This is a genomic window from Janthinobacterium sp. B9-8, assembly GCF_000969645.2.
In the GTDB taxonomy this organism is placed as follows: domain Bacteria; phylum Pseudomonadota; class Gammaproteobacteria; order Burkholderiales; family Chitinibacteraceae; genus Iodobacter.
The window spans coordinates 4,683,442-4,705,153 of the sequence record NZ_CP014222.1; the positions used below are offsets into that span (position 1 = coordinate 4,683,442).

Sequence of the window (21,712 nt, forward strand, 5' to 3'; positions counted from 1 at the left end):
GTGGTGGCTTACACCTACCATTCACAGCGTTATAGCTTAAGTGATTGCGATGTAAAAAAAGCCGTCAGCGGGTTCGCTTGACGGCTTTTTTCATGGTTAACGAGTGGTATAGCCGCCATTAGCAAAAATGGTTTGGCCGGTAATCCACCAGCCATCAGTGACCAGAAATTGAACTAAGGGAACAATATCTTCAATATCAGTTAAACCGGTTTTGCTACGCTTGCCTAAAGGGGCTGCAGATTTATGGTAGGCAACGGCTTGCTCCTGTTCTTGACCATAGAAAAAGGGCGTATCCATAGGGCCGGGGCCTACGCCATTTACTGAAATTCCGCGTGCGCCAAATTCTTTAGATGCGGCTCGGGTATAGTGCTCAACGGGGGCTTTGCTGCCCGCATAAGTGGAATAGTCGCCGGTATATGCAGCAAGTAAAGAGGTCACGATGGTAACAATGCTGCCGTTCTCATTGAGTGATTTTCCAGCTTCACGCATAAAGAAATAGGCCGCTTTATTATTGATGGCATCCATCGTGTCAAATTCGGCTTCTGTGGTTTCTACAATTGGTTTTTTTAGCACCATTCCCACGGTGTTAATGGCGATATCTATGCCGCCATAGCGTTTTTTTGCCTCAGCAAAAACGTTTTCTACATCGCTCACTTTAGTAAAATCGCCCTGAATGGCGAATGCTTCACCGCCTGCGGTTTGAATATGATTCACCATCGCATCGGCTGCAGCACGCGTTGCATCGCTATTGTAATGCACAATAATTTTTGCACCCTCGGCAGCAAAGGTACGGCTGATCAGCCCGCCTAGGTTTTTTGCGCCACCACCAATAACAACTACTTTTCCAGCAAGTGCATGTTTGGACATTTCTGTATTCCTTAAGGAGAGGGAATCTGAAAATCTGCTTTCAGAAAAAGGTAATGCAGTATGCTGCGCAGCGTGGCGGGGATAAATACGGCTAAAATGAAAACACTATTTTGTCTGGCAAAACAATCGGAGTGGCTGTGGATTTGATTCAGGCAATGCGTCTTTTTGTGCAGATCAGCGATAGCGGCAGTTTTACTCGTGCCGCAGAGCTGATGCAGCTGTCGCGGCCTGTGGCATCGACTACCTTGCAGCAGCTGGAAAATCATTTGGGTACGCGATTATTAAGCAGAACCACCCGTCATTTAGAGCTGACGGGGGATGGGCGTAGCTACTATTTGCATTGCCAGCGCCTTCTGGCCGATCTGGATAAAACGGCGCAATCGTTTCGGGATTCAGGTTTGCAGGGGCTATTGCGGATCGACGTGCCCACGCGGATTGCCCGCAGTTTGATTGCGCCTCATTTGCCCGCGTTTTTTCAGCGCTACCCAGATATTCGTATCGAAATGGGCATGAGCGATCATGTGATTGATCTGCTGCGCGAAGGGGTGGATTGCGTGCTGCGGGTAGGGGCATTGCACGAGGAGCGCTTGGTTTCTAAGCGTCTGGGTTTGCTGCCTCAGGGTAATTACGTCAGCCCTGCCTATATCCAACAATGGGGTGTGCCTGATTCTCTGGCTGGATTAAGCCAGCATTATATGGTGGGCTATAGCCGGTCTTTGACTGAGCAAACGGCGCATTGGGAATATATGGAAAACGGCGAAAACCACAGCCTGCCCGTGCCTAGCCGGATAACGGTAAACAATGCAGAAAGCTATCTGGCTTGTGGCTTGGCGGGCTTGGGGCTTATTCAAGTGCCCTCTTATGATGCAGCAGCGTATCTGGCTAGCGGTGAATTACAGGAAGTTTTACCGCAATACCAAGCCGCAGCGCTGCCCGTGTCTGTGCTTTACCCTTATCAGCGCAATAGCTCGCAGCGCGTGCAGGTTTTTGTGGCTTGGGTGGCGGAATTATTGCAAGAGCAACTAGCGGAAGGCGGCTTTGTTTCTAATTAAAAAAGGCCAGAAACTTGGTTTCTGGCCTTTTTTTTACATTCTGAATTCAGCACCCACTAAATAAGTGCGGCCACGCGCCGTATTGGCGGGCGATTCTCCACTTGATTGCGATGGATTAGAATTCAGGCGGTTTAATGCTTCTGAATAATTTTTGTTCATTAGGTTTTGTACCGATAATCTAACTGACAGATTTTTGCTGATTTGGTAATTACTATACAAATCAACAATAACTGGGTTTTTCTCGTTTTTTACTTTTTCTAAAGCGCCGCTTTTTTCGTTGTATTCCTGATCAGGCGATAGCTTGCGATTGGTACCGGTAAATTTAACAAGGCTACCAAATACCAGTTTTTTATCTAGAAAGCGCACACCCGCATCTAAATTAAAGAAATCTTCTGGCAGATCGCCAATATCACCGGCACCAAAAGATCCGCTGGCAATTGATGTTGGCTGGCTGGTGTTTTCATGGCTAAACGATAAGCGAGCATAAGCAAAGCCTGCATCGTAATTGGCTTCTAATTCAAAACCACTGGTTTCAACCGGAGTGGCAGAATTTACATATATATGCATATTGCTTATGTAGTCATCGCTATCAATGGTCCAATCCGAGGAAATAACTTCTTCCATACTGCATTTTCGGCCCCCTGTGCAGACAAGGAATGATTGGCTTGCAATATAGTCTTTAATCTTGCTTCGGAAATAAACGGCTTTAAAGCGTAAAGCATCTTCTTTAAAAAATAAGCCATTGGCACTGGAGTTAAAACCCAATTGATAGGTGTCTGATTTTTCGCCCTTAAGGAAGGGATTCATTGATGCACCACCATCATTTGAAAAGAACACTTCTTGTGGATTTGGGCTGCGCATGGTTTTAGCATAGCTGGCAAAAGGCTGGAACCACGGTGAGATAAAGGCAGACAGCATAATCGATGGATTAAAACCACTTTCTTCCAATGAGATATTGCTACTTCCCTGAGGGAAGCATTGCACGCGTTCATCACATGCAGGCTTATAGCCTGTTAGATTAGAGCTGGTATAATTTGCGCCTAAATTTAGCTGAAAAATACCATGATTAAGTTGCAGTGCAGAATAAAGGCTGGAAATACGCTGATTACCGGCCGGTGCAAAGGTATTGTTTTCAATTGATTCTAGATTTTGCTTTGGGTCTTCTATCAAGCTCTCTACATGCTTTTCAAATTGATTACGCATCAGCTTGCCGCCGTAATTAAATGAAATATCGGTCGTGCCTAAGCTGAAGCGGCTAGTGTTATTGATATCAATAGCATCCGCTTTATTTTCTGTGCTGGTATTGGTAAAGGTAAACAATGAGCCGGGCATATATTTCTGATTGCCATGGCCGCTGCTGGCGATCACGTTTAAATCAATCAGCTCGGAATAAGGAGAATAGTGATACTTTATATAGTAATCATTGCTTTCTATATCTCGTTTGGTAAAGCTGTTTTCATACCGGCGGCCAGAAAATTCGAAGCTATGAAAATCATCTAATTTTATATCTAGTTTTACTAATTGCGATTTAGGGTTTTGCTTATAGGATTGATTGTAACCAAATCCAAACTTTTCGCTACCCGTGCCTTCGGCATTTTTATAACGGCTCTCAATTGAGCTGCTGCTAATGGCGGCCATCATGCCGATGCTGCCGCTATCGCTAAATGCTTTTGTTTTACCCGCGATAGCCATCATTCCGCTACGCCCGGTGCCATTGCTTCCCGCTGAAAATTTGCTTCTGAAACCCAATGAGTTGCCCGCAAAGACAACGTCGTCTACACCGATGGTTCGGAAGTTGGCGCTACCTGCTAAAGCATTAATCCCTGCCGAGCCTTTTTCATCCCCCCGAGTAACATCCACGCCCACAATAAAATTAGGATCGATCAGTGCACCAAACTGGCTGCTTGGAACGCTGCCATGTGAAACCTCGGAAGGAGCGCTGCCGTAGTAGTTTTGGCTAACACCATCCACCATGGTATTCACGCGGCCAAAGCCGCTCATGCCTCGGATATTCACGCTGACTGCGCCTTGGCCCGGATCGATTTGGGTATAGGTGCCGGGCATGCTGCGCATGATTTGATCGATCGGCTCAAGCTTGATGTTTTCGCCACGGCTGCTGGTCGAGCCGGGTTTTTCCAGTGCTTCTTGCTCTGGATTGATGGCCGTTGCAGAAATATTCAGCGGATTAAACACCACACTGCCTTCGCTTGCGGCAGGGGCTTCTGCTGCACGGGCTTGTTGGCCGACGATCAGCATGCTGATGGCAATGGCCTGAGCCATGATCTTAACTCTCATTTCTTCCTCTTTTTATAAATACCAGCCTGTGGCTGGCGTATTTCAAATCTGTGTGAGCTGCTGTCATCAGAAAGCGTTTGTTTGCTACGGCGCTAAGGCACGCTGTGCTTGTGCGTCCAGATGCAAAATAAAGCTGTATTCCATTGCGCTATTTTTAAGCTTGCCCAGTTGACCTGATTTTCCGCCGTGGCCTGCATTCATATCGGTAGAGAGCAGCAGCATGGAATCGCCTTGTTTAAGCGCGCGCAGTTTGGCTACCCATTTGGCGGGCTCCCAGTACTGCACTTGCGAGTCGTGCAAGCCGCTGGTCACGAGCAGATGGGGGTAGGGCTGGGCTGTTACGCCGTCGTAGGGGCTGTAGGATTTGATACGCTGGTAATCGGCTTTGAGCTGTGGATTGCCCCATTCTTCATATTCACCCACCGTTAGCGGCAGGCTAGGGTCGAGCATGGTGGTCAGCACATCCACAAAGGGCACTTGAGCAACCACTGCATTAAAAAGCTTGGGCGCTTGGTTGATGCTGGCCGCAACCAGCAGGCCACCGGCGCTGCTGCCCATAGCGTATAAGCGTCCCGGCTGGCCAAAGCCTGCTTTAACTAAGCCTTGGGTGCTGTCGATAAAATCATTAAAGCTATTTTGTTTATTGGCCAGCTTGCCCTGCTGATACCAAGCCTGGCCCAGCTCGCCACCGCCCCTGACATGCACAATGGCAAACACAAAGCCGCGGTCCAGCAGGCTAAGCCTTGCCGGGCTAAACGAGGCATCCATGCTCATGCCGTAAGCGCCATAGCCGTAAACCAGTAGCGGATTTTTTCCCGGCTTAAGCAGCGATTTTTTATAAACCAGAGAAACCGGCACTTTGACGCCATCACGCGCGCTTAGCCATAACCGCTCGCTGCGGTAATCCTGTGCCTGAAAGGCTTTGATTTGCTGCTGCTTTAATAGGCTGCGCTCACCATTTTGCAGATTCCAGGCAAACGTCGAGGTGGGCGTGGTCATGGACGAGTAGCGGTATTGCAGCGTGGTGCTGTCTGGATCGGGATTATTGCCTAGCCACGCCATATAGCTTGGGTCGTCAAAGCTGAGCTCGCGCTGCAATTTGCCATCCCAGCTCAGCTGGCGAATGCGCGATAAGCCCTGATGACGCTCTTTGGTAATCAGCGCGCTGCGAAATACGGCAAAGCTTTCCAATTCGCGCTCTGTATCGGGGGCGATCAGTACTTGCCACGGCTCTTTGGCCGATGCGGTTTGGTAGAGGCCAAACTGCGGGCTTTGATGATTGGCACGCAGATAAAACTGGCCGCGATAATGATCTAAATAATATTCGCGCCCCGTTTGGCGGGCGGCGAATAGCTCAGGAGCAGCGGCAGGCTGATCGGCATTGATCAGCCGCACTTCAGAAGTGGACGTGCTGTTACTGGTGAGCAGGATGTATTGCCGGGAAGACGAGGTCGACAGGCTTAAATAAAAGCCCTCGTCGTCTTCCTGATAAACCAGTTGGTCGCTGCTGGGCTCGCTGCCGTATTGATGGCGATACAGCTGCCAGGCGCGCAGTGTTTGCGGGTGATTGCGCACATAAAACAAGGATTTGCCATCGTTCGCCCATGCCATATTGCCCGAGGTGTTTTCGATTATCTCTTCATTGCCACCGCTGATATTCTGAATGGCAATGCGGTATTGGCGTCGCCCTGTGTAATCTTCGGCAATGGCCATTAGCGGGCTGTGGCGGCTGATTTCCATGCCTGCCATACGGTAATAGCGCTGGCCAGCGGCGCGTAAATTGGCATCCAGTAAAACTTCCCACTCGCTGTTGGTTTGCTGTTTTTTGCGCTGGTAAATAGCGTATTCCTTACCCGCAATTAATTGCTCGCGGTATTGGTAGCCATCCAGCGTGTAAGGCAGGGATTGGTCCTGCCGATTAATCCGCCCTGCCATTTCCTGATAGAGGGTGTCGCGCAGCGCTGCCGCCGGTTCTAGCATCGCTTCGGTATAGCGATTCTCTGCATTTAGATAATCCAGCACCTTAGGCGCTTTGCGCTGATCGTCACGCAACCAGCCATAGTTATCCACACGCTGCTCGCCATGCGCTTGCAAGGTTTGCGGGATTTGCTCGGCCTTGGGCGGGTTAAGCGCGCTAGCAGTTTGTTGGATAAATAAAGCAACAAGCAGGCTGGCGTGTAGCCAGCGCGAGGAGGGCAGATTCATGGGTTTTCCAAGGGAGGATGCGAGCTGGTTTTAGCCAGCGGGCGGGTTGGATTTAATTTTCTAGATCAAAACGAACCGGCAGCGTGATGACAATGGGTGCTAGTTTTGGCGGCAAGGGCAGCGGCTGGGCACGCTCTAAAATTTGCAGTGCTTCACGGTCCAGAATCAGTGCGCCTGATGAGGCAATCAGCTGCTTATTCAGGACTTTTCCCTCTGCCGTTATGGTGAACTTTACCCACGCAGCACCTGCTTGTTTACGCAGCCTTGCATCGCCCGGATAACGCCTGTATTTGCCCAAGTGGCTTAAAACCTGGCTTTGCCAGTTAAGGCTGGCCGCGCTGTTTGATGGCGAATCGCTATTAAACGGGGCCGCAGTTTGGGCCGATTGAATGGCTGCCGGAGCAGGGGCTGCGCTGCTATTGGCGGCGGCTGCCGTGGGAGGCGTTTCGCTGGGCGGCGTTTTATCGGGCACAGGCTTTTGATCGGCAGCAGGGGTGGGCGCAGTGTGCGTTTTCTCCGCCGCTGCAATAATCACTGGCGCCTGTGCGCCGGCCAAAGAGGGAAGCTTTTCTGGCTTGGTACTATTGGGCTTGGCCGGCTTTACCGCGACCGATTGCTGAGCGCCAACCGCCTGTTGCTGCTTAGTGGCCGATGAGCTGATTTGCGGAGCCATCACCAGCATAACGGCGGCAGCAGGCATGGGGCTGGCGAGCAGAGGGACAGGCTGGCGTAGCAGTATAAACAGCAGTATTAGATAGACCGATGAAACGAGTAAGATGCCGGTGCGCCAACGCATGCCGGGCTGAGGGGCTGTGTGCATTACTCGGCCTCACGCCCAACCAGGCCTACTTTTAAATAGCCTGCTTTGCGCAGCGCATCCATCACGGCGAGTACATCTTCGTATTGCGCTTGCTTATCAGCCTGAAAAAACAGCGTGGTTTGCTTATCTGCACCGGTTTGGCTATCTAGCTGCCCGGCAAGCTGGGTAAGTGAAACCGCTTGCTCTGCAAGATAAAGGCTTTTATCGGCTTTAAGCGAAATAAACACCGGTTTTTCTGGCCGGGGCTCGGGCGCAGCGCTGGCCGCTGGTAAGTCGATTTTGAGATCGACCGTAGCCAGTGGCGACACCACCATAAAAATAATCAGCAGCACCAGCATCACATCAATAAAGGGCGTGACATTGATCTCGTGCACTTCGCTGATTTCATCGTTTTCAGAAGCAAAGAAAGCACCCATGGTTTAATCCTTTGCTTTGGATGAACTGCCGATTTCCAGGCGCTGCGGCACATCCAGATCACGGCTTAGCATCAGCAAAATTTGTGCAGAAGCATCTTTAAGCAATGCTTTGTAATGATTAATGCCTCGGCTGAATAGATTATAAATAATCACGGCAGGGATCGCCGCTACCAGCCCGGCCGCCGTGGCCAGCAGTGCTTCGGCAATACCTGGTGCTACGGTGGCAAGATTGGTGCTTTTGCTGGCCGCAATGCCGATAAAGCTATTCATAATTCCCCATACCGTGCCAAACAGACCCACAAAAGGTGCGACCGAGCCTATGGTGGCCAAGAGGCCAATGCCTTGCGTCATTTGGCGGGCTTTTTGCGCCATGATCTGTTCCTGACGAAATCCTGCCCGCTCTTTTAAGGTTTGCGTGGCCGCGCCTTGATGGGAAAGCGCTAGTTCTTCCTGCACATCATTGAGTAAAAGCTGTGCCAAAGCTTGCTTAGGAGCCGTGGCCGTGCGGGCAATGGCATCGGCTAAAGAGACAGATTGCCTGAGCAAGGCAATGGCGCGATCTGCTTCTTTTTGTGCATAAAACAGCGCCGAGCCTTTAACTAAAAGCACCACCCAAGTGGCGAGCGAGGCCAAAATTAGCCCGATCAATACGCTTTTAACCACATGGTCGGCAGCATAAAACATCCCCAGTGGCGACATATCCGCAGGCAGCAAGGCCGTGAGTGGCGCACTGGCCGGAGCGGCAGCGATTGCGGTGTGGCTAATCAACAATGCTGTAATGCAGGCGATGCTTTTAATGAACGCTGGTAATGGGTTTTGCGTAATAATCATCTGGTTTTATGCTTATGGAATGGTTGGTAAAAGCCAAGGATGTAGGGGCTTAAAGTGCCTGCTGCCAAGATTACATACGTGTAGGGCGGGTTTCATCCGCCCTAAGCCCCTAAGTATCTACACAACTTTAGGCTTCACTTCAGTGCTGCAGCTTCCCCCTTTGTTAAAGGGGGATTGAGGGGGATTTGCCTTTGAATTAGCTGCTGCCTTTTTGTAATGATATGCAGTGCCAAATCCCCCCTAGCCCCCCTTTTACAAGGGGGGGAACAAATGCATCAAACTTATGCCCTAAGTTTTCTGCCTACCGTGCCGCGATCAGTGCTTAGGCACGATGCAGAAGCACGCTTCATTAGCGGCGAGCGGGGTGAGCCATACATAGTCTGCGTGGGCGAGGGCAATTTCAGCGCCTTGTTCGGCCAGCATTAAGACCGTTACTGGTTGCGTGGGGGCTAAATCTTGGGCATGCAGCGGCACGCCTACATCTTTAGCGGCGTGGTAGCCGCCAGCCATAAGCAGGGCAGGTGTGGGGGCTGCGAGCAGGCGTTCTGCCATGCGGCGATCACGCTGCTGCTGTACAGCAATCATGGATAGTAATTGTGGTGTTTCGATTTGATTGTCGTGCATTTCACGCACAATGGTTTCGAGCTTAGCCCTTACCGCTGGCTGGCCTGAGCGCTCGCCAGCCAGCTGTGGTTTGCTGCGATAAATGGCCTGCATTTCGGGCTTGTCTAGGTTGGCCGATAGCAGCGGATAAGGTGCATGCATCAGGCCCACGGCTAAATCACCGTATAAATCCCAATCCCATCCTCCTTGCCAATTGAGCAGCTCGGCGATGCGTTCTGATCTCACCACGGGATTGCCTTGCTGCCATGCTTTTACTTTATCGACCTTGCTTTGTTGATCTGGATTCAGCATCTCTAGCAGCACACTGCCCTGTGGGCGTTGCTTGGCGAGGCTTTGCGCCAACCACAGCTCGATTTGATGATGGTAGCGATTGTCGTGTTGCTCGCCCACGACGACGCGTTGCTGCGATGCAAGCTTATTGAGCAGCTGCTCAGGCGATAAAACATCGCCAGTTTTTAAATCAATAATCTTGCCCAGCTGAGCCATATCAGCCACTACCTTGGGTTTAGCTGGGAGAAGCGAGGTGCAACTGATTAAAAACAGGCTGCAAAGGGAGAGTAAAACTTTCATGGAGGGTGTGCTTTATTTAAGGAGCTGCGGGGTGTTTTTTGCAGAAAATAGCGATGGCTTCGGCATATTGTATTCGTAATGATTATCATATTCAATACTAATTGATAATCAATCTCATAATCAAATGACAATTGGGCATGAATTGCCTTATGAAAATAATGGCTTAATAGGTGGGAGGGATAAGCTGGCAAGATCGACTATCCAGTCGTAAAACTGCGGGCTTAGCGTAGGAAATCACCGCTAAAATTGCTAAATGAGCGCTAAGAACCACTTTTTAAGGTAGTAATCCGCGTGCAGATTCGCTCAGCAAGCGGCGGTTAAGGCTATAATCGCGGGTTAATCTATGAACGACTGAGCCCTTTTCCCATGAGCACCACGCCTAAAGAACTCGCAAAAAGTTTCGAACCCGCTGAGATCGAAAGCCGCTACTACCCAGAGTGGGAGAAAGCCGGTTACTTTCAGCCGAATATGCAAAGCACTGAATCATTCTGCATTCAGCTGCCGCCACCGAATGTGACCGGCACCTTGCATATGGGCCATGCCTTCAATCAAACGATTATGGATGGCTTAACCCGTTACCATCGTATGAAAGGTGAAAACACCCTGTGGCAGCCCGGTACCGATCACGCCGGCATTGCCACGCAAATCGTGGTTGAGCGTCAGCTGGATGCGCAAGGCATTAGCCGCCATGATTTAGGCCGCGAGAAGTTCGTAGAAAAAGTTTGGGAATGGAAAAAAGAATCCGGTGCAACCATCACCGAGCAAATGCGCCGCATGGGTGCATCGGTGGATTGGAAGCGCGAATACTTCACCATGGACGAGCAGTGCTCAGGCTCGGTGACCGAAGTCTTTGTCAGCCTGTTTGAGCAGGGCCTGATTTATCGTGGCAAGCGTTTATCTAATTGGGACCCAAAGCTAGGCACCGCGATCTCCGACCTCGAAGTGGTTTCCGAGGAAGAAGACGGCCATATGTGGCATATCAAATATCCAGTAGTGGGCAGCGATGAGTTTATCGTGGTGGCCACAACCCGCCCTGAAACGCTGCTCGGCGACGTTGCCGTAGCGGTGAATCCAGAAGACGAACGTTTTACTCATCTGCTTGGCAAAACACTTTCACTGCCACTGACTAACCGTGAAATCCCCGTGATCGCCGACGATTATGTGGATGCGGCTTTCGGTACCGGCTTGGTGAAAATCACCCCAGCGCATGATTTTAACGATTACCAAGTGGGTAAGCGGCATAACACTCAGCTGATCAATGTGATGAGCTTAGAAGCAACGATTCTGGCGAAGGCACAGGTATTTAGCTTTGATGGCGATGCACTGGGTAGCATTGATTTACCAGCGGCTTACGCTGGTTTAACGGCTCTGGCAGCGCGTAAAGCGATGCTGGCCGATCTGGATGCGCAGGGCTTATTGCTCGAAACTAAAAAACACAAACTGATGGTGCCACGCGGCGATCGTACTGGCTCGGTGATTGAGCCTTTGCTGACCGATCAGTGGTTTATGGCCATGAGCAAGGCAGATGAAACCGGCCAAAGCATCACCGAAAAAGCGCTGCAAGCCGTGGCAGATGGTGAAGTTAAGTTTGTGCCAGAAAACTGGGTGAACACTTACAACCAGTGGTTGAATAATATTCAAGACTGGTGCATCAGCCGTCAGCTATGGTGGGGTCATCAGATTCCGGCTTGGTACGATGAAGACGGCAAAGTTTATGTAGCCCGCAATCAGGCCGAAGCAGAAGCTCAAGCACCGGGCAAAACACTGCGCCGTGATGTGGACGTGCTCGATACCTGGTTTAGCGCGGCCTTGGTGCCGTTCTCTACTCTGGGCTGGAAGCCGGGCCAGAGTACGCCTGAGCTGGATGCATTTTTGCCTTCATCGGTTTTGGTTACCGGCTTTGACATTATTTTCTTCTGGGTAGCTCGGATGATTATGATGACCAAGCACTTCACCGGCAAAGTGCCGTTTAAGCATGTGTATATCCACGGCTTGGTGCGGGATGGCGAAGGCCAAAAGATGTCTAAATCGGAAGGCAATGTGCTGGATCCGGTTGATCTAATCGACGGGATTGATTTAGAAACGCTGCTGGAAAAACGCACCTCTGGCCTGCGTCGCCCAGAAACTGCGCCTAAAGTAGCGGCTAAAACCAAAAAAGAATTCCCAGAAGGTATTCCAGCCTTTGGTACCGATGCACTGCGCTTTACCTTTGCATCGCTGGCCACCTTGGGCCGCAGTATTAATTTTGATCAGCATCGCTGTGAAGGCTATCGCAACTTCTGCAATAAGCTGTGGAACGCCACTCGCTATGTGCTGATGAATGTGGAAGGCAAAGACGTAGGGCAGGATGAATCCTTACCGCTGGAATACAGCTTTGCCGATCAGTGGATGATAGGGCGCTTGCAGCAGGCAGAGCACGATGTCACTACCGCGCTGGATACCTTCCGCTTCGATCTGGCGGCTCAGGGCATTTACGAATTTGTTTGGAACGATTACTGCGACTGGTATATCGAGCTGGCTAAGGTGCAACTACAAACGGGCAACGAAGCGCAGCAACGTGCCACCCGCCGCACCTTGGTTCGCGTATTAGAAACCACATTGCGTATGGCTCACCCGATTATTCCGTTTATTACTGAAGAGCTATGGCAAGTGGTTGCACCGCTAGCCAACGCGAAAAAGACTGAATCCATTATGGTGGCTGACTGGCCGGTGGCGGACTTAAGCAAGGTCAATGAAGCCGCTGACGCACAGGTTGAAAGCTTAAAAGCACTGGCCTTTGCGGTGCGTAATTTGCGTGGTGAAATGGGCTTGCCACCCTCAGTGAAAACACCGCTCTTGCTAGAAGGTGGCGATGAGCTGGCGCACTTTGCACCGTATCTGATGCCGCTGGCTAAATTAGCGAGCGTGAATATCGTGGCAAAGCTGCCGGACGACGATGCGCCGGTTGCAGTGGCAGGCAATACGCGTTTAATGCTGAAAGTAGAAATTGATAAGGCAGCAGAATCGGCGCGTTTAACCAAAGAAATCGGCAAACTCTCTGAGAATCTGGAAAGAATCAAAGCGAAGTTTGAAAAGCCGGGTTATCTGGATAAAGCGCCAGCTCATCTGGTTGAAAAAGATCAGGGCTTATTGATCGAATTTGCTGAGAAATTGGCTAAATTGCAAAGCCAGCTGGCTAAATTGCAATAGCATTAACTCACAGGCTGCCTTGTGCAGCCTGTTTTTATTTAAGAAATAGTGGACGTTGTGTTCACTCGTAAGGCTTGAGGAAACAAAATGATTAATAACGATATTTTACGTAGCGTGCGCTATATGCTGGATTTAAGCGATGCTCATATTGTGGCAATTGCCAAGTTAGCTGATTTTGATCTGGCTAAAGAAGACGTTGCGGCATTTTTAAAAAAAGAAGATGAAGAAGGTTATTTGGAATGTAGCGATGAAGTAATGGCTTATTTCCTAGATGGTCTGGTATTTCATAAGCGAGGTAAAGATGAAAACCGTCCGGCTCAGCCTATTGAATTGCCAATGAGCAATAATATGGCACTTAAAAAACTGCGCGTGGCTTTTGAATTAAAAGAAGAAGATATGCATAGTATCCTGGATGCGGCAGGCTTTGATGTATCCAAACCAGAATTAAGCGCCTTATTCCGTAAAAAAGATCATAAGCACTATCGCAGCTGTGGCGATCAATTACTGAGAAACTTTTTAAAAGGTTTAACCCTGCGTTTGCGCGGTTAATAGCAAGTATTTGTAGGGCGGGTGAAACCCGCGAGCGATGCATAAAAAATATGCGGGTTTCACCCCATACGTGCTAACCAAAGTCAAAAAGATCTTTTTAGTGCCTTCGGCACGTTGATTTTGGTGCGGCATCCCCGCGGGGGACTCCCTTTCTTGAACGGCCAAGAAAGGAAGCAAAGAAGGCCGCCCCGACCAGCACGAAGGCCCCTCTGCTGCGGACAATCGAGTCGGCGGCGGGCGGGATTGGCTCGTTCCTCGCTCCCTTGCCGAAACCCCGTCCCGCTTGTTCCTCGCTTCGGCGTGCTTCAAGGGGACTTTTAAGCCCTACGCCAAGATTGTGGTCATTACTTTTTTTGTTTGTTGATGCAAAAGCAAATTGCTTAGCGCGTATGGGGTTTCACCCGCCCTACAAATTCGTAAAAGGTTTTGAGCGCAAAGCCAAGTCAGCTAGCTTGCAAAGGTGTCTTCATGCTCACTCTTAATATTATCGGCCCCGGGCGTCTGGGCAAATCAATTGCCCGTTTGGCGCAGCCGCATTACCCAATCGCAGGGGTTTGCGCCAGCTCACTGGCGAGCAGCAGAGATGCTGTAGCGTTTATTGGGGCTGGGCAGGCATGCGCTACATTCGCCGATTTGCCTAGCGCTGATTTATTCCTACTCGCCGTGCCGGATGCCATGATTGTAGAGAAGGCGATCGAGCTAGCGGAGAGTGGTGTGGTGCAGGCTGGCAATGTGGTGTTTCATGCCAGCGGTGCTTCCGAAGCTTCATTACTTCTTCCGCTAAAAGCAGTAGGTGCATTTATTGCAAGTATGCATCCGGCTTTTTCTTTTGCCGATCCGGCAAGGGCCATCAACACTTTTGTGGGCACACTTTGCGCACTGGAGGGTGATTCAAAAGCTTGCAGTATTTTGCATGATTTTGCCCGAGCCTTAGGTGGCAAGCCTTTTTATTTAGCAGAAGGCGGTAAAGCGGCTTATCACGCTTCATTAACGATGGCGGCCAATTTTTTGGTTACGCTGGCTGATTTATCCATAAAAACGGCGCAGCAAGCAGGAATCAGCGATGAAATTGCCCAGAGTCTAGTGATGAATTTAATGCAGCAAACCCTAGAAAATATAAAAGCATTAGGGCCCGCTGCTGCATTAACAGGGCCTATTCTTCGCGCAGATCAAGCAACGATCGAAAAGCATTTAGCGGTTTTAAATAATAAAGTAAGCTATCGCTGCTATCAAAGCTTGGGATTGGCTACGATCAATCTGGCGGGAGATCAGTTGTCTGTTACTCAACAGTTTGCGCTTTCTCAAATATTTTCTTAATGTGTATGATGTATTGGATTGAGAAATAGGCTACTTTGTGTTGTCTCTTGTTTTAATAAAAATAATAGCGATTTGATTGAAAAAATAAAAGGCGAAGCGCTGTTTATTACTTGTTTTACAAATGTGCAAAATAACAGCATACAATGCTTAAAAATATTTATTTAGAAAAGCTCTGGGGAGAGTGATTTTATGACTTTACGTAAAAAGGTATATCTGCTGGCGCTGAGTATTTTGCTCGCTTTAATCGGCATTATGCTGGTTGGGCTATGGACAATGCGTCAAGCGAGTAATGATGATAATAGCGCCCGTATTAAGCAATTAATGGGCAGTACATATAATGGTATTGTGCAGCTGGAAAATCTGGCCGCATCGGGCAAACTGCCTGAAGCACAGGCAAAAGAGATTGCTACGCAATTATTGCGGGAAAATAAATATCATAAGTCCGAATACGTTTATGTGGTGGACGAAAAATTAAACTTTGTTGCCACACCGCTGGATCCGCAATTGCATGGCACAAGTTTTAATGATTTTAAAGATGCAACGGGCAATAGCGTAGGCGCAATTGCTCAGACTGCGCTGGATAAATCAGGCGGTGCACTCACCGAATACTGGTGGACTTCCAAGCGCGATGGCAAGGTGGTTGATTTGCTTTCCGTGGCTCAAAAAACACCGCGCTGGGGCTGGGTCGTGGGTAATGGCATTAGCTTTGCAGAAGCTGATGCCCGCTTCTGGAGTAATGCTCGCTGGCAGGTATTGATTTGCCTTGCGGTTGCTGCGGTGGTGGCTGCAATTATGTTGTCGGCAGTGCGCAATTTATTACGGGATTTGGGTGGCGAGCCCAGCGAAGTGATGGCCTTGGTGCAGGTCGTGGCTAATGGGAATCTGCATATCGACGATGATATGGCCAATGTCTCTGCTCAAAGCATTTATGGCTCGGTGTTACGTATGCGCAAATCATTGCGCGATGTGATTTCTCAGCTTTCATCGGTGGTACATACCTTGCATTCATCCGGCGATGAAATCGTAGCTAAGGCTGAAAGCAGTAATCTATATGTAGGAGCACAAAGCAAGGCCGCCACGCGAATTGCCCAGACTGCAGAAGATTTTACCCAGCAGACTCAGCAGGCAGAGCTGCAAGCTAAAAAAGCCAAGGGGCAAAGCGAAGCGGCTACTGAGATTTCTGCTCAGGGCTTATCGGTGATTTCTGCTGCGGTAGATCGCTTCTCGGAAATCGAGCATTCCGTTGGCGAAACTCAAAGCAGCATTGATGATCTGGCACAGCGTGTAGGTAGTATTTCTGCGGTGATTGCGGTGATCCGCGATGTGGCCGATCAAACTAATTTGCTGGCTTTAAATGCCGCTATCGAAGCCGCCCGTGCAGGCGAGCAGGGCCGTGGTTTTGCGGTGGTGGCCGATGAGGTTCGTAAGCTGGCAGAGCGCACCAGCACCGCCACGCGTGAAATTGGTGAAACCATTAATGCAGTGCAAGATAGCGGCCAGACGGCTAAATCGCGCATGGATGGCATGGTGGTGCAGCTGAAAGAAGGGATACGCCAAACCAAGGAAGGCGGCGAGGCGGTCAAAGCGATTCGCGCAGAATCTGCGGCTACCGCGCTGGTAGTGGGCTTGATTGGTGATGCGCTGGCGGCTCAGGTGCAATCTAGTCAGGCCATTAGAAATGATGTGGATGAAGTGGCGAGTTTTTCCTCAGGCACTTTAGATGCGGCGCAGAGTACGGTGGCGGTGGCTCAATCGATTAAACGGGTTTCTGATCAGCTGGAAATCCTGATTAAACAATTCCGTTTGTAAGCTATTCTGAGTGTTGCCAGGGCCGTGTAGAACACGGCCTTTTTTGTATAATAAAAAAACAATCAGTAACAAGTACTTACAGTAATCATCAGGTGAAAAATACCTTCATGTTAGTGTCGATTTTCACTGCATTTTTTATAAAAAAGCGGCAGGATAGCGGCATAGGGTTGTTCAGGAACAAGCTTAGGCTTGTACGCAAGTTGCGTGTTTGAGCTGCCCAACTATTACTCTATGGAGATGCACGATGTCAGAGCCTAAAACTCATCCGCTTTTTTTGGCTGCGGCCGTTTCAGTTATTTTGGCTTCAGGGGTAGGTATGGCCAATTGGCTGGGCTTTATTGGCAAACCTCCTGTTGAGCCGCAGGCGGTAGTGGCGTCTGCCTCGGCGGTGGCCAGTGCGCCTGTACTGGCGCTTGTGGCCACTCCAGTACCGACTGCCGTACCTACTCCGGTAGCAACACCTGCTCCAACGGCTGTGCCAAAACCAGCGCCTGCTCCTAAGCCGCATCCAACGCCAAAACCTAAACCTAAGCCTGTGGCTAAGCCTGCCGAAGTGGCTCAGCCAGAACCTACTTTACGCCCAACACCAGTAAAAGAAGTATGCCGCAGCTGTGGGCGAGTGATTTCGATTCGCACTGTAGAGAAAAGAGGCGAAGGCTCGGGTGGCGGAGCGATTGCCGGCGGTGTTTTAGGTGGAGTGGTGGGGCATCAGATTGGTGGCGGTAATGGCCGTACCGTGGCCGAAGTGCTGGGTGTGATTGGCGGTGCGGTTGCTGGTCATCAGGCAGAAAAGCAATATCGCAGCGTAACGGCTTATGAAGTGCGTGTATCGTTTGAAGACGAAAGCGAGCGTACTTACAGCTTCCAGCAGCGTCCGCCGTTTAATCAGGGTGATCGCGTTCGTACCAGTGGCGATAGCATTGTGCAAAATTAATTAAGCTGATCAAAATAACAAAAGCCGCAGCAATGCGGCTTTTGTTATTAAGGGCTCATGATTTTACTGCCGGATTGAGCAGATTAAAATTAGCTGTTTTCCATCCCTAATTCCTGGATTTTCCGAGTAAGGGTATTGCGCCCCCAGCCCAGTAACTCTGCGGCTTCAATGCGCTTACCACCGGTATGGGCGAGGGCACGCTCGATCACTACGCGCTCAAAAGCGGGGGTCAGCTCATCCAAAATACGGCTATCACCACGGCTAAGCCGCTGGCTGATTTCGGCACCTAAATGGCTTAACCAATCTCCGCTGCGAATCGCTATTTCACCCTTTTCTGTGCTGAGCTCTGGTGGCAGATCGCCGGGCTGAACCAAGGCTCCGGGTGCCATCACGGTAATCCAGTGGCATAGGTTTTCTAGCTGGCGCACATTGCCAGGAAAACTAAACGCAGCCAGTTTAGCCATTGCATCGTCAGTGAGGCGCTTGGCTTCAATGCCTAACTCGCTGGCTGATTTGCCAAGGAAGAAGCGCGCCAGCAAGGGAATATCTTCTGATCGCTCACGCAACGCAGGTAAACGCAGGCGGATGACATTAAGGCGGTGAAACAAGTCTTCCCGAAATTGCCCTTGTTTGACGCGTTCTTCTAAATGCTGATGCGTGGCGGCAATGACTCGTACATTGGCTTTAATAGGCTGATGGCCGCCTACCCGGTAATAAAAGCCATCCGAAAGTACACGTAATAAACGCGTTTGCAGTTCGGAAGGCATATCACCAATTTCATCTAAAAATAGCGTGCCGTTTTCTGCCTGCTCAAAGCGACCCTGCCGCTTGGCGTCCGCGCCGGTAAAGGCGCCTCTTTCATGGCCAAATAATTCGGATTCCAGTAAGTCTTTAGGGATGGCCGCGGTGTTAATGGCAACAAAGGGACGGGCAGAGCGCGGGCTGTGCCGGTGCAAGGCGCGGGCGACCAGCTCTTTTCCGCTACCCGATTCGCCGGTGATTAAAACGGTAGCAGCAGACTGGCTTAAGCGGCCAATCGCTCTGAAGACGTCTTGCATGGCCGGAGCCTGGCCGAGGATTTCTGGCGCAGGCGACGCTGCTTGAGCTGGGCTGCCTTCTTGGTGGGTAAATCGCTGGCTTTCTTCGATCGCCCGTCTGACCAGCGCAGTGGCCTGATCTACATCAAAGGGCTTGGGCAGGTATTCAAATGCGCCGCCTTGAAATGCCGAAACGGCACTATCCAAATCTGAATGGGCGGTCATGATAATGACGGGCAGATTAGGCCAGTCTTGCTTGACGATCTCTAAAAATTGCAGCCCGGATTCGCCGGGCATGCGGATATCGCAAACGATGGCTTGGGGCTGTTCCTGCGTGAGCTTGGCAAGGGCTTCGGTGGCAGAGGAAAAGCTGCTATGCGAGATATTTTCTCTGGCAAGGGCTTTTTCAAATACCCAACGAATAGATCGGTCATCATCAATAATCCAGACAGCGCTCATGGTTTTTCCTGTGTGGAGTCGTGTTGCCAGCCATTGAGTGGCAGAAGCAGGCTAAAGCAGGTTTGGCCGGGGCGGCTTTCAAATTCGATGGTGCCGTGGTGCTGCACCACAAAGGTATGGGCCAGATGCAGGCCAATGCCTGTGCCACCGGGGCGGCCAGAGACCAGCGGGTAAAAGAGTGTTTCTTTGAGTGAGTCGGGAATCCCAGGCCCGTTATCAATAATTTGAATTTGTAGTGCAAGCGGAAAGCGGCGGCGATTGAGCGTTACTTGCCTTGCGATGCGGGTGCGCAAGAAAATCTCGCCCACTCCTGCCATAGCCTGCACGGCATTGCGAACAATATTGAGCACGGCTTGTATCAGCTGCTCCTGATCGGCAATCAGGCTGGGCAGGCTGGTGTCGTAATCCCGCTTAACGGATAAGCCATTGGGGGTTTCGGCCAAAGCAAGGCTGCGTACGCGCTCCAATACCTCATGAATATTGAGCTCGGTCAGTTTAGGCAGGCGGTGCGGGGTAAGCAGGCGGTCGAGCAGCCTTTGCAGGCGCTGCGATTCATCAATGATTACCTGCGTGTATTCTTGCAGCTCACGGCTATGCAGCTCGCTTGATAGCAATTGGGCTGCGCCACGTATTCCACCAAGTGGATTTTTAATTTCGTGTGCCAGATTGCGGATCAGCTCACGGTTGGCTTGTTGCTGCGCTTGCAGCCTCGCTTCATTCACAATTTTGCGTTGTTGATCCATCTGGCGGATTTCAACCAAGGCTGCTGCCGCACTGGTTTCGATGGGGCTGGCGGTGAGCGTGACATAAACATCGCCATGATTGGTGGAAAGCAGTAGTTCGTGCTCTGTAATGCTGATGTTTTCGGTGCAAGCGGTGATCACCGCGCTCACAATCGGGCTGTGTGGCTCTAAACAGGCAGAGAGCGTCATCCCGATATCATCCTGGCGTAGGCTGAGCAGGTCGGTAGCAGCAGGATTAACGTAAACCAGCGTGCCATTGGCTGCAACGGCAATGACAGCATCGTCTAAAAACTCAAGGCCGGAGAATGGAGTGTGGCTCATGGCTGCGTGGCCCCCTAGATCGTATCTTCAGATGTGTAGCAATTTGCGGGCCAGCTGAAAAGTGGCGCAGTCTGGTGCTTTAGAGATAAGCATACACGAGCAATGCACCATGGTGGTGCATTGCTCGTCTGGGTGGTGCGTAAGTGTTTGCTAAGAGGGGAATGGTTGTTTTAGCGCAGGCGGCTGATTTCAGATTGCAGAGCGCTGATGTTTTTTTCGTGCAGGGTCATGTTATTGCGAATACGGCCTATTTTTTCCACATACTTTTGCGGGCTGGCTTTTTCTTCAGGCGTTTTGCTGCTTTCGGCCTCAGATAATAAACGGCGTGCATTGGCGAGGTTTTTTTGTTCGTTGCTGAGCTCTTCATTCAAAATTAAATGGCGATTACTATCACGGCTTTTTTGTGTGGCAGCATCTACGCGGGGGAAATTACCGGGTGTGGCTGTTTGCGGGCTGCGCTCTCTTGGGGCCGCATTACCGCGTGAACGAGGCGCAGGGATCATCGCGCCTGGCTCGGCCAAAATACGTTGCGCATTACGCATGGGAATATTGGAAAAAGTGACATTACCTTGCTCGTCCACATACTTATAAATATCAGCGTGGGCTAGCGGGGCAATGTAGATGATGGATATTAAAAGATACTTTAGCATGGGCGTAACTTAACATTAATCAGACTTGTATTCACTATGGCCTAATGGTTTTTCGGGCGCAATTAAATCCCTAACGCGTTGTTTTAGTTCTTTTGCTTCAGGGAAACGGCCTTCTGTTTTTCTATCCCAGATGATCTGCTCCATGCAAGTCACCACAAAAATACCGCCTGTGCCCGGCTGCAAAGCGACTTCACCCAGCTCTTCAGCAAAGGTGGAAAGCAGCTCTTGCGCTAACCACGCCGAGCGCAGCAACCAGTTGCACTGGGTGCAATACAAAATACTGATACGTGGTTGCCTGATTGAGGTCATTAAAATTTAAGGCCTAGTTGATGCAATTGCGCTGCGGTATGGGCGGCGCTGGTGTGGTGAATGCCATGCCAGCCTAATTGTGTCGCTGCATAAGCATTTTTGGCCACATCGTCAATAAAAACCAGCTCATTAGGGTGTAAATCAGGAATCGCTTGGGCTATTCGCTCAAACATAGCCTGATAAATGGCCGGATCGGGTTTGATTAAGCCTAAGCGGCCAGAAACCACAATATCTTTAAAGCGATGCAAGAGGGGATAGTTTTCCCAAGCATAAGGGAAAGTCTCATCCGACCAATTGGTCAGGCCATAAAGCGGGATTTCGGCAGCTTCTAATTGCTCCATCAGTGCAACACCCTCAGCGAGCGTGCCGCGTAATGTTTCTGGCCAGCGGGCATAAAATGCATTTATCCATTCTGCATATTCAGGAAATTCGGCCTGTTTGATTTGATTGGCTTTCGCAATACTTCGGCCACGGTCTTGTTCGATATTCCATTCACCATTACAGACATGGCTTAAGAAAAATTCCCGCTCTTTTTCATCGACAATTAATTTTCGATAAAGATAATCAGGATTCCAATCAAATAAAACACCACCAAAATCAAACACTACGGCACGAATAGCCATGATGAAATGCTCAATGGATAAGAGAAGACTCTATTGTACCCGTCAGCTTGGCAGATTGTATGACACTGAGGCTTATTTGATATTCAGTGTCC

Annotated in this window: 18 protein-coding genes; 6 read left to right on the forward strand and 12 right to left on the reverse strand. The window is 50.1% G+C overall.

Annotation, left to right across the window (positions count from 1 at the left end; translation table 11 throughout):
* Nucleotides 1-96: 96 nt before the first annotated feature.
* Nucleotides 97-867: an SDR family oxidoreductase gene (locus VN23_RS21025; protein ID WP_046350334.1), complete on the reverse strand. Its 771-nt coding sequence runs from the start codon at nucleotides 865-867 to the stop codon at nucleotides 97-99.
* A 137-nt stretch (nucleotides 868-1,004) separates the two neighbouring features.
* Here VN23_RS21025 and VN23_RS21030 point away from each other — a divergent pair, with 137 nt between their 5' ends.
* Nucleotides 1,005-1,919 carry a LysR family transcriptional regulator gene (locus VN23_RS21030; RefSeq protein WP_046350333.1) on the forward strand — a complete coding sequence of 305 codons (915 nt, stop codon included), beginning with the start codon at nucleotides 1,005-1,007 and terminating at the stop codon, nucleotides 1,917-1,919.
* Nucleotides 1,920-1,952: 33 nt separating this feature from the next.
* Here VN23_RS21030 and VN23_RS21035 read toward each other — a convergent pair whose 3' ends face one another.
* The 6 genes from VN23_RS21035 to VN23_RS21060 all read right to left on the reverse strand — a co-directional run bounded on the left by VN23_RS21035 (nucleotide 1,953) and on the right by VN23_RS21060 (nucleotide 9,680).
* Nucleotides 1,953-4,214 (reverse strand): TonB-dependent receptor domain-containing protein, encoded by a 2,262-nt coding sequence (locus tag VN23_RS21035; protein WP_046350332.1) that lies wholly within the window; start codon nucleotides 4,212-4,214, stop codon nucleotides 1,953-1,955.
* Nucleotides 4,215-4,298: 84 nt separating this feature from the next.
* Nucleotides 4,299-6,419 carry a S9 family peptidase gene (locus VN23_RS21040; RefSeq protein ID WP_082752875.1) on the reverse strand — a complete coding sequence of 707 codons (2,121 nt, stop codon included), beginning with the start codon at nucleotides 6,417-6,419 and terminating at the stop codon, nucleotides 4,299-4,301.
* A 52-nt stretch (nucleotides 6,420-6,471) separates the two neighbouring features.
* A complete protein-coding gene (locus tag VN23_RS21045; RefSeq protein ID WP_046350331.1) occupies nucleotides 6,472-7,239 on the reverse strand; it encodes an energy transducer TonB in 768 nt (255 codons plus the stop codon).
* On the reverse strand, nucleotides 7,239-7,655 hold the full coding sequence (gene exbD, locus VN23_RS21050) for a TonB system transport protein ExbD (protein ID WP_046350330.1): 417 nt from the start codon (nucleotides 7,653-7,655) through the stop codon (nucleotides 7,239-7,241). Before exbD ends, VN23_RS21045 begins: the two co-directional genes overlap by 1 nt.
* A 3-nt stretch (nucleotides 7,656-7,658) precedes the next feature.
* Nucleotides 7,659-8,486: a tonB-system energizer ExbB gene (gene exbB, locus VN23_RS21055; RefSeq protein ID WP_052746404.1), complete on the reverse strand. Its 828-nt coding sequence runs from the start codon at nucleotides 8,484-8,486 to the stop codon at nucleotides 7,659-7,661.
* A gap of 315 nt (nucleotides 8,487-8,801) precedes the next feature.
* A complete protein-coding gene (locus VN23_RS21060; RefSeq protein ID WP_046350329.1) occupies nucleotides 8,802-9,680 on the reverse strand; it encodes a ChaN family lipoprotein in 879 nt (292 codons plus the stop codon).
* Nucleotides 9,681-10,046: 366 nt separating this feature from the next.
* Between VN23_RS21060 and VN23_RS21065 the strand changes: the two genes are divergently transcribed.
* From VN23_RS21065 to VN23_RS21085, 5 genes are all read left to right on the forward strand, one after another.
* Nucleotides 10,047-12,869 (forward strand): valine--tRNA ligase, encoded by a 2,823-nt coding sequence (locus tag VN23_RS21065; protein ID WP_046350328.1) that lies wholly within the window; start codon nucleotides 10,047-10,049, stop codon nucleotides 12,867-12,869.
* A gap of 87 nt (nucleotides 12,870-12,956) precedes the next feature.
* On the forward strand, nucleotides 12,957-13,418 hold the full coding sequence (locus VN23_RS21070) for a DUF1456 family protein (protein WP_046350327.1): 462 nt from the start codon (nucleotides 12,957-12,959) through the stop codon (nucleotides 13,416-13,418).
* A gap of 468 nt (nucleotides 13,419-13,886) precedes the next feature.
* Nucleotides 13,887-14,735, forward strand: coding sequence for a Rossmann-like and DUF2520 domain-containing protein (locus tag VN23_RS21075; protein WP_046350326.1), 849 nt, complete (start codon nucleotides 13,887-13,889; stop codon nucleotides 14,733-14,735).
* Between the two features lie 189 nt (nucleotides 14,736-14,924).
* Nucleotides 14,925-16,544, forward strand: coding sequence for a methyl-accepting chemotaxis protein (locus VN23_RS21080; protein ID WP_046350325.1), 1,620 nt, complete (start codon nucleotides 14,925-14,927; stop codon nucleotides 16,542-16,544).
* A gap of 244 nt (nucleotides 16,545-16,788) precedes the next feature.
* Nucleotides 16,789-17,478, forward strand: a complete 690-nt coding sequence (locus tag VN23_RS21085; RefSeq protein WP_052746403.1) for a glycine zipper 2TM domain-containing protein — start codon at nucleotides 16,789-16,791, stop codon at nucleotides 17,476-17,478.
* An 89-nt stretch (nucleotides 17,479-17,567) separates the two neighbouring features.
* On the opposite strand, the gene ntrC is transcribed toward VN23_RS21085, so the two are convergent.
* The 5 genes from ntrC to VN23_RS21110 all read right to left on the reverse strand — a co-directional run bounded on the left by ntrC (nucleotide 17,568) and on the right by VN23_RS21110 (nucleotide 21,620).
* Entirely contained in the window at nucleotides 17,568-18,974 is a 1,407-nt protein-coding gene (gene ntrC / locus VN23_RS21090; RefSeq protein ID WP_046350324.1) for a nitrogen regulation protein NR(I), read from the reverse strand.
* Complete coding sequence (gene glnL, locus VN23_RS21095; protein WP_046350323.1) at nucleotides 18,971-20,038, reverse strand: nitrogen regulation protein NR(II); 1,068 nt, start codon at nucleotides 20,036-20,038, stop codon at nucleotides 18,971-18,973. Before glnL ends, ntrC begins: the two co-directional genes overlap by 4 nt.
* A 170-nt stretch (nucleotides 20,039-20,208) precedes the next feature.
* Nucleotides 20,209-20,688 carry a DUF4124 domain-containing protein gene (locus VN23_RS21100; protein WP_046350322.1) on the reverse strand — a complete coding sequence of 160 codons (480 nt, stop codon included), beginning with the start codon at nucleotides 20,686-20,688 and terminating at the stop codon, nucleotides 20,209-20,211.
* Between the two features lie 15 nt (nucleotides 20,689-20,703).
* Nucleotides 20,704-20,997: a SelT/SelW/SelH family protein gene (locus VN23_RS21105; protein WP_046350321.1), complete on the reverse strand. Its 294-nt coding sequence runs from the start codon at nucleotides 20,995-20,997 to the stop codon at nucleotides 20,704-20,706.
* Nucleotides 20,997-21,620: an HAD family hydrolase gene (locus VN23_RS21110; RefSeq protein WP_046350320.1), complete on the reverse strand. Its 624-nt coding sequence runs from the start codon at nucleotides 21,618-21,620 to the stop codon at nucleotides 20,997-20,999. Before VN23_RS21110 ends, VN23_RS21105 begins: the two co-directional genes overlap by 1 nt.
* Between the last annotated feature and the right edge of the window lie 92 nt (nucleotides 21,621-21,712).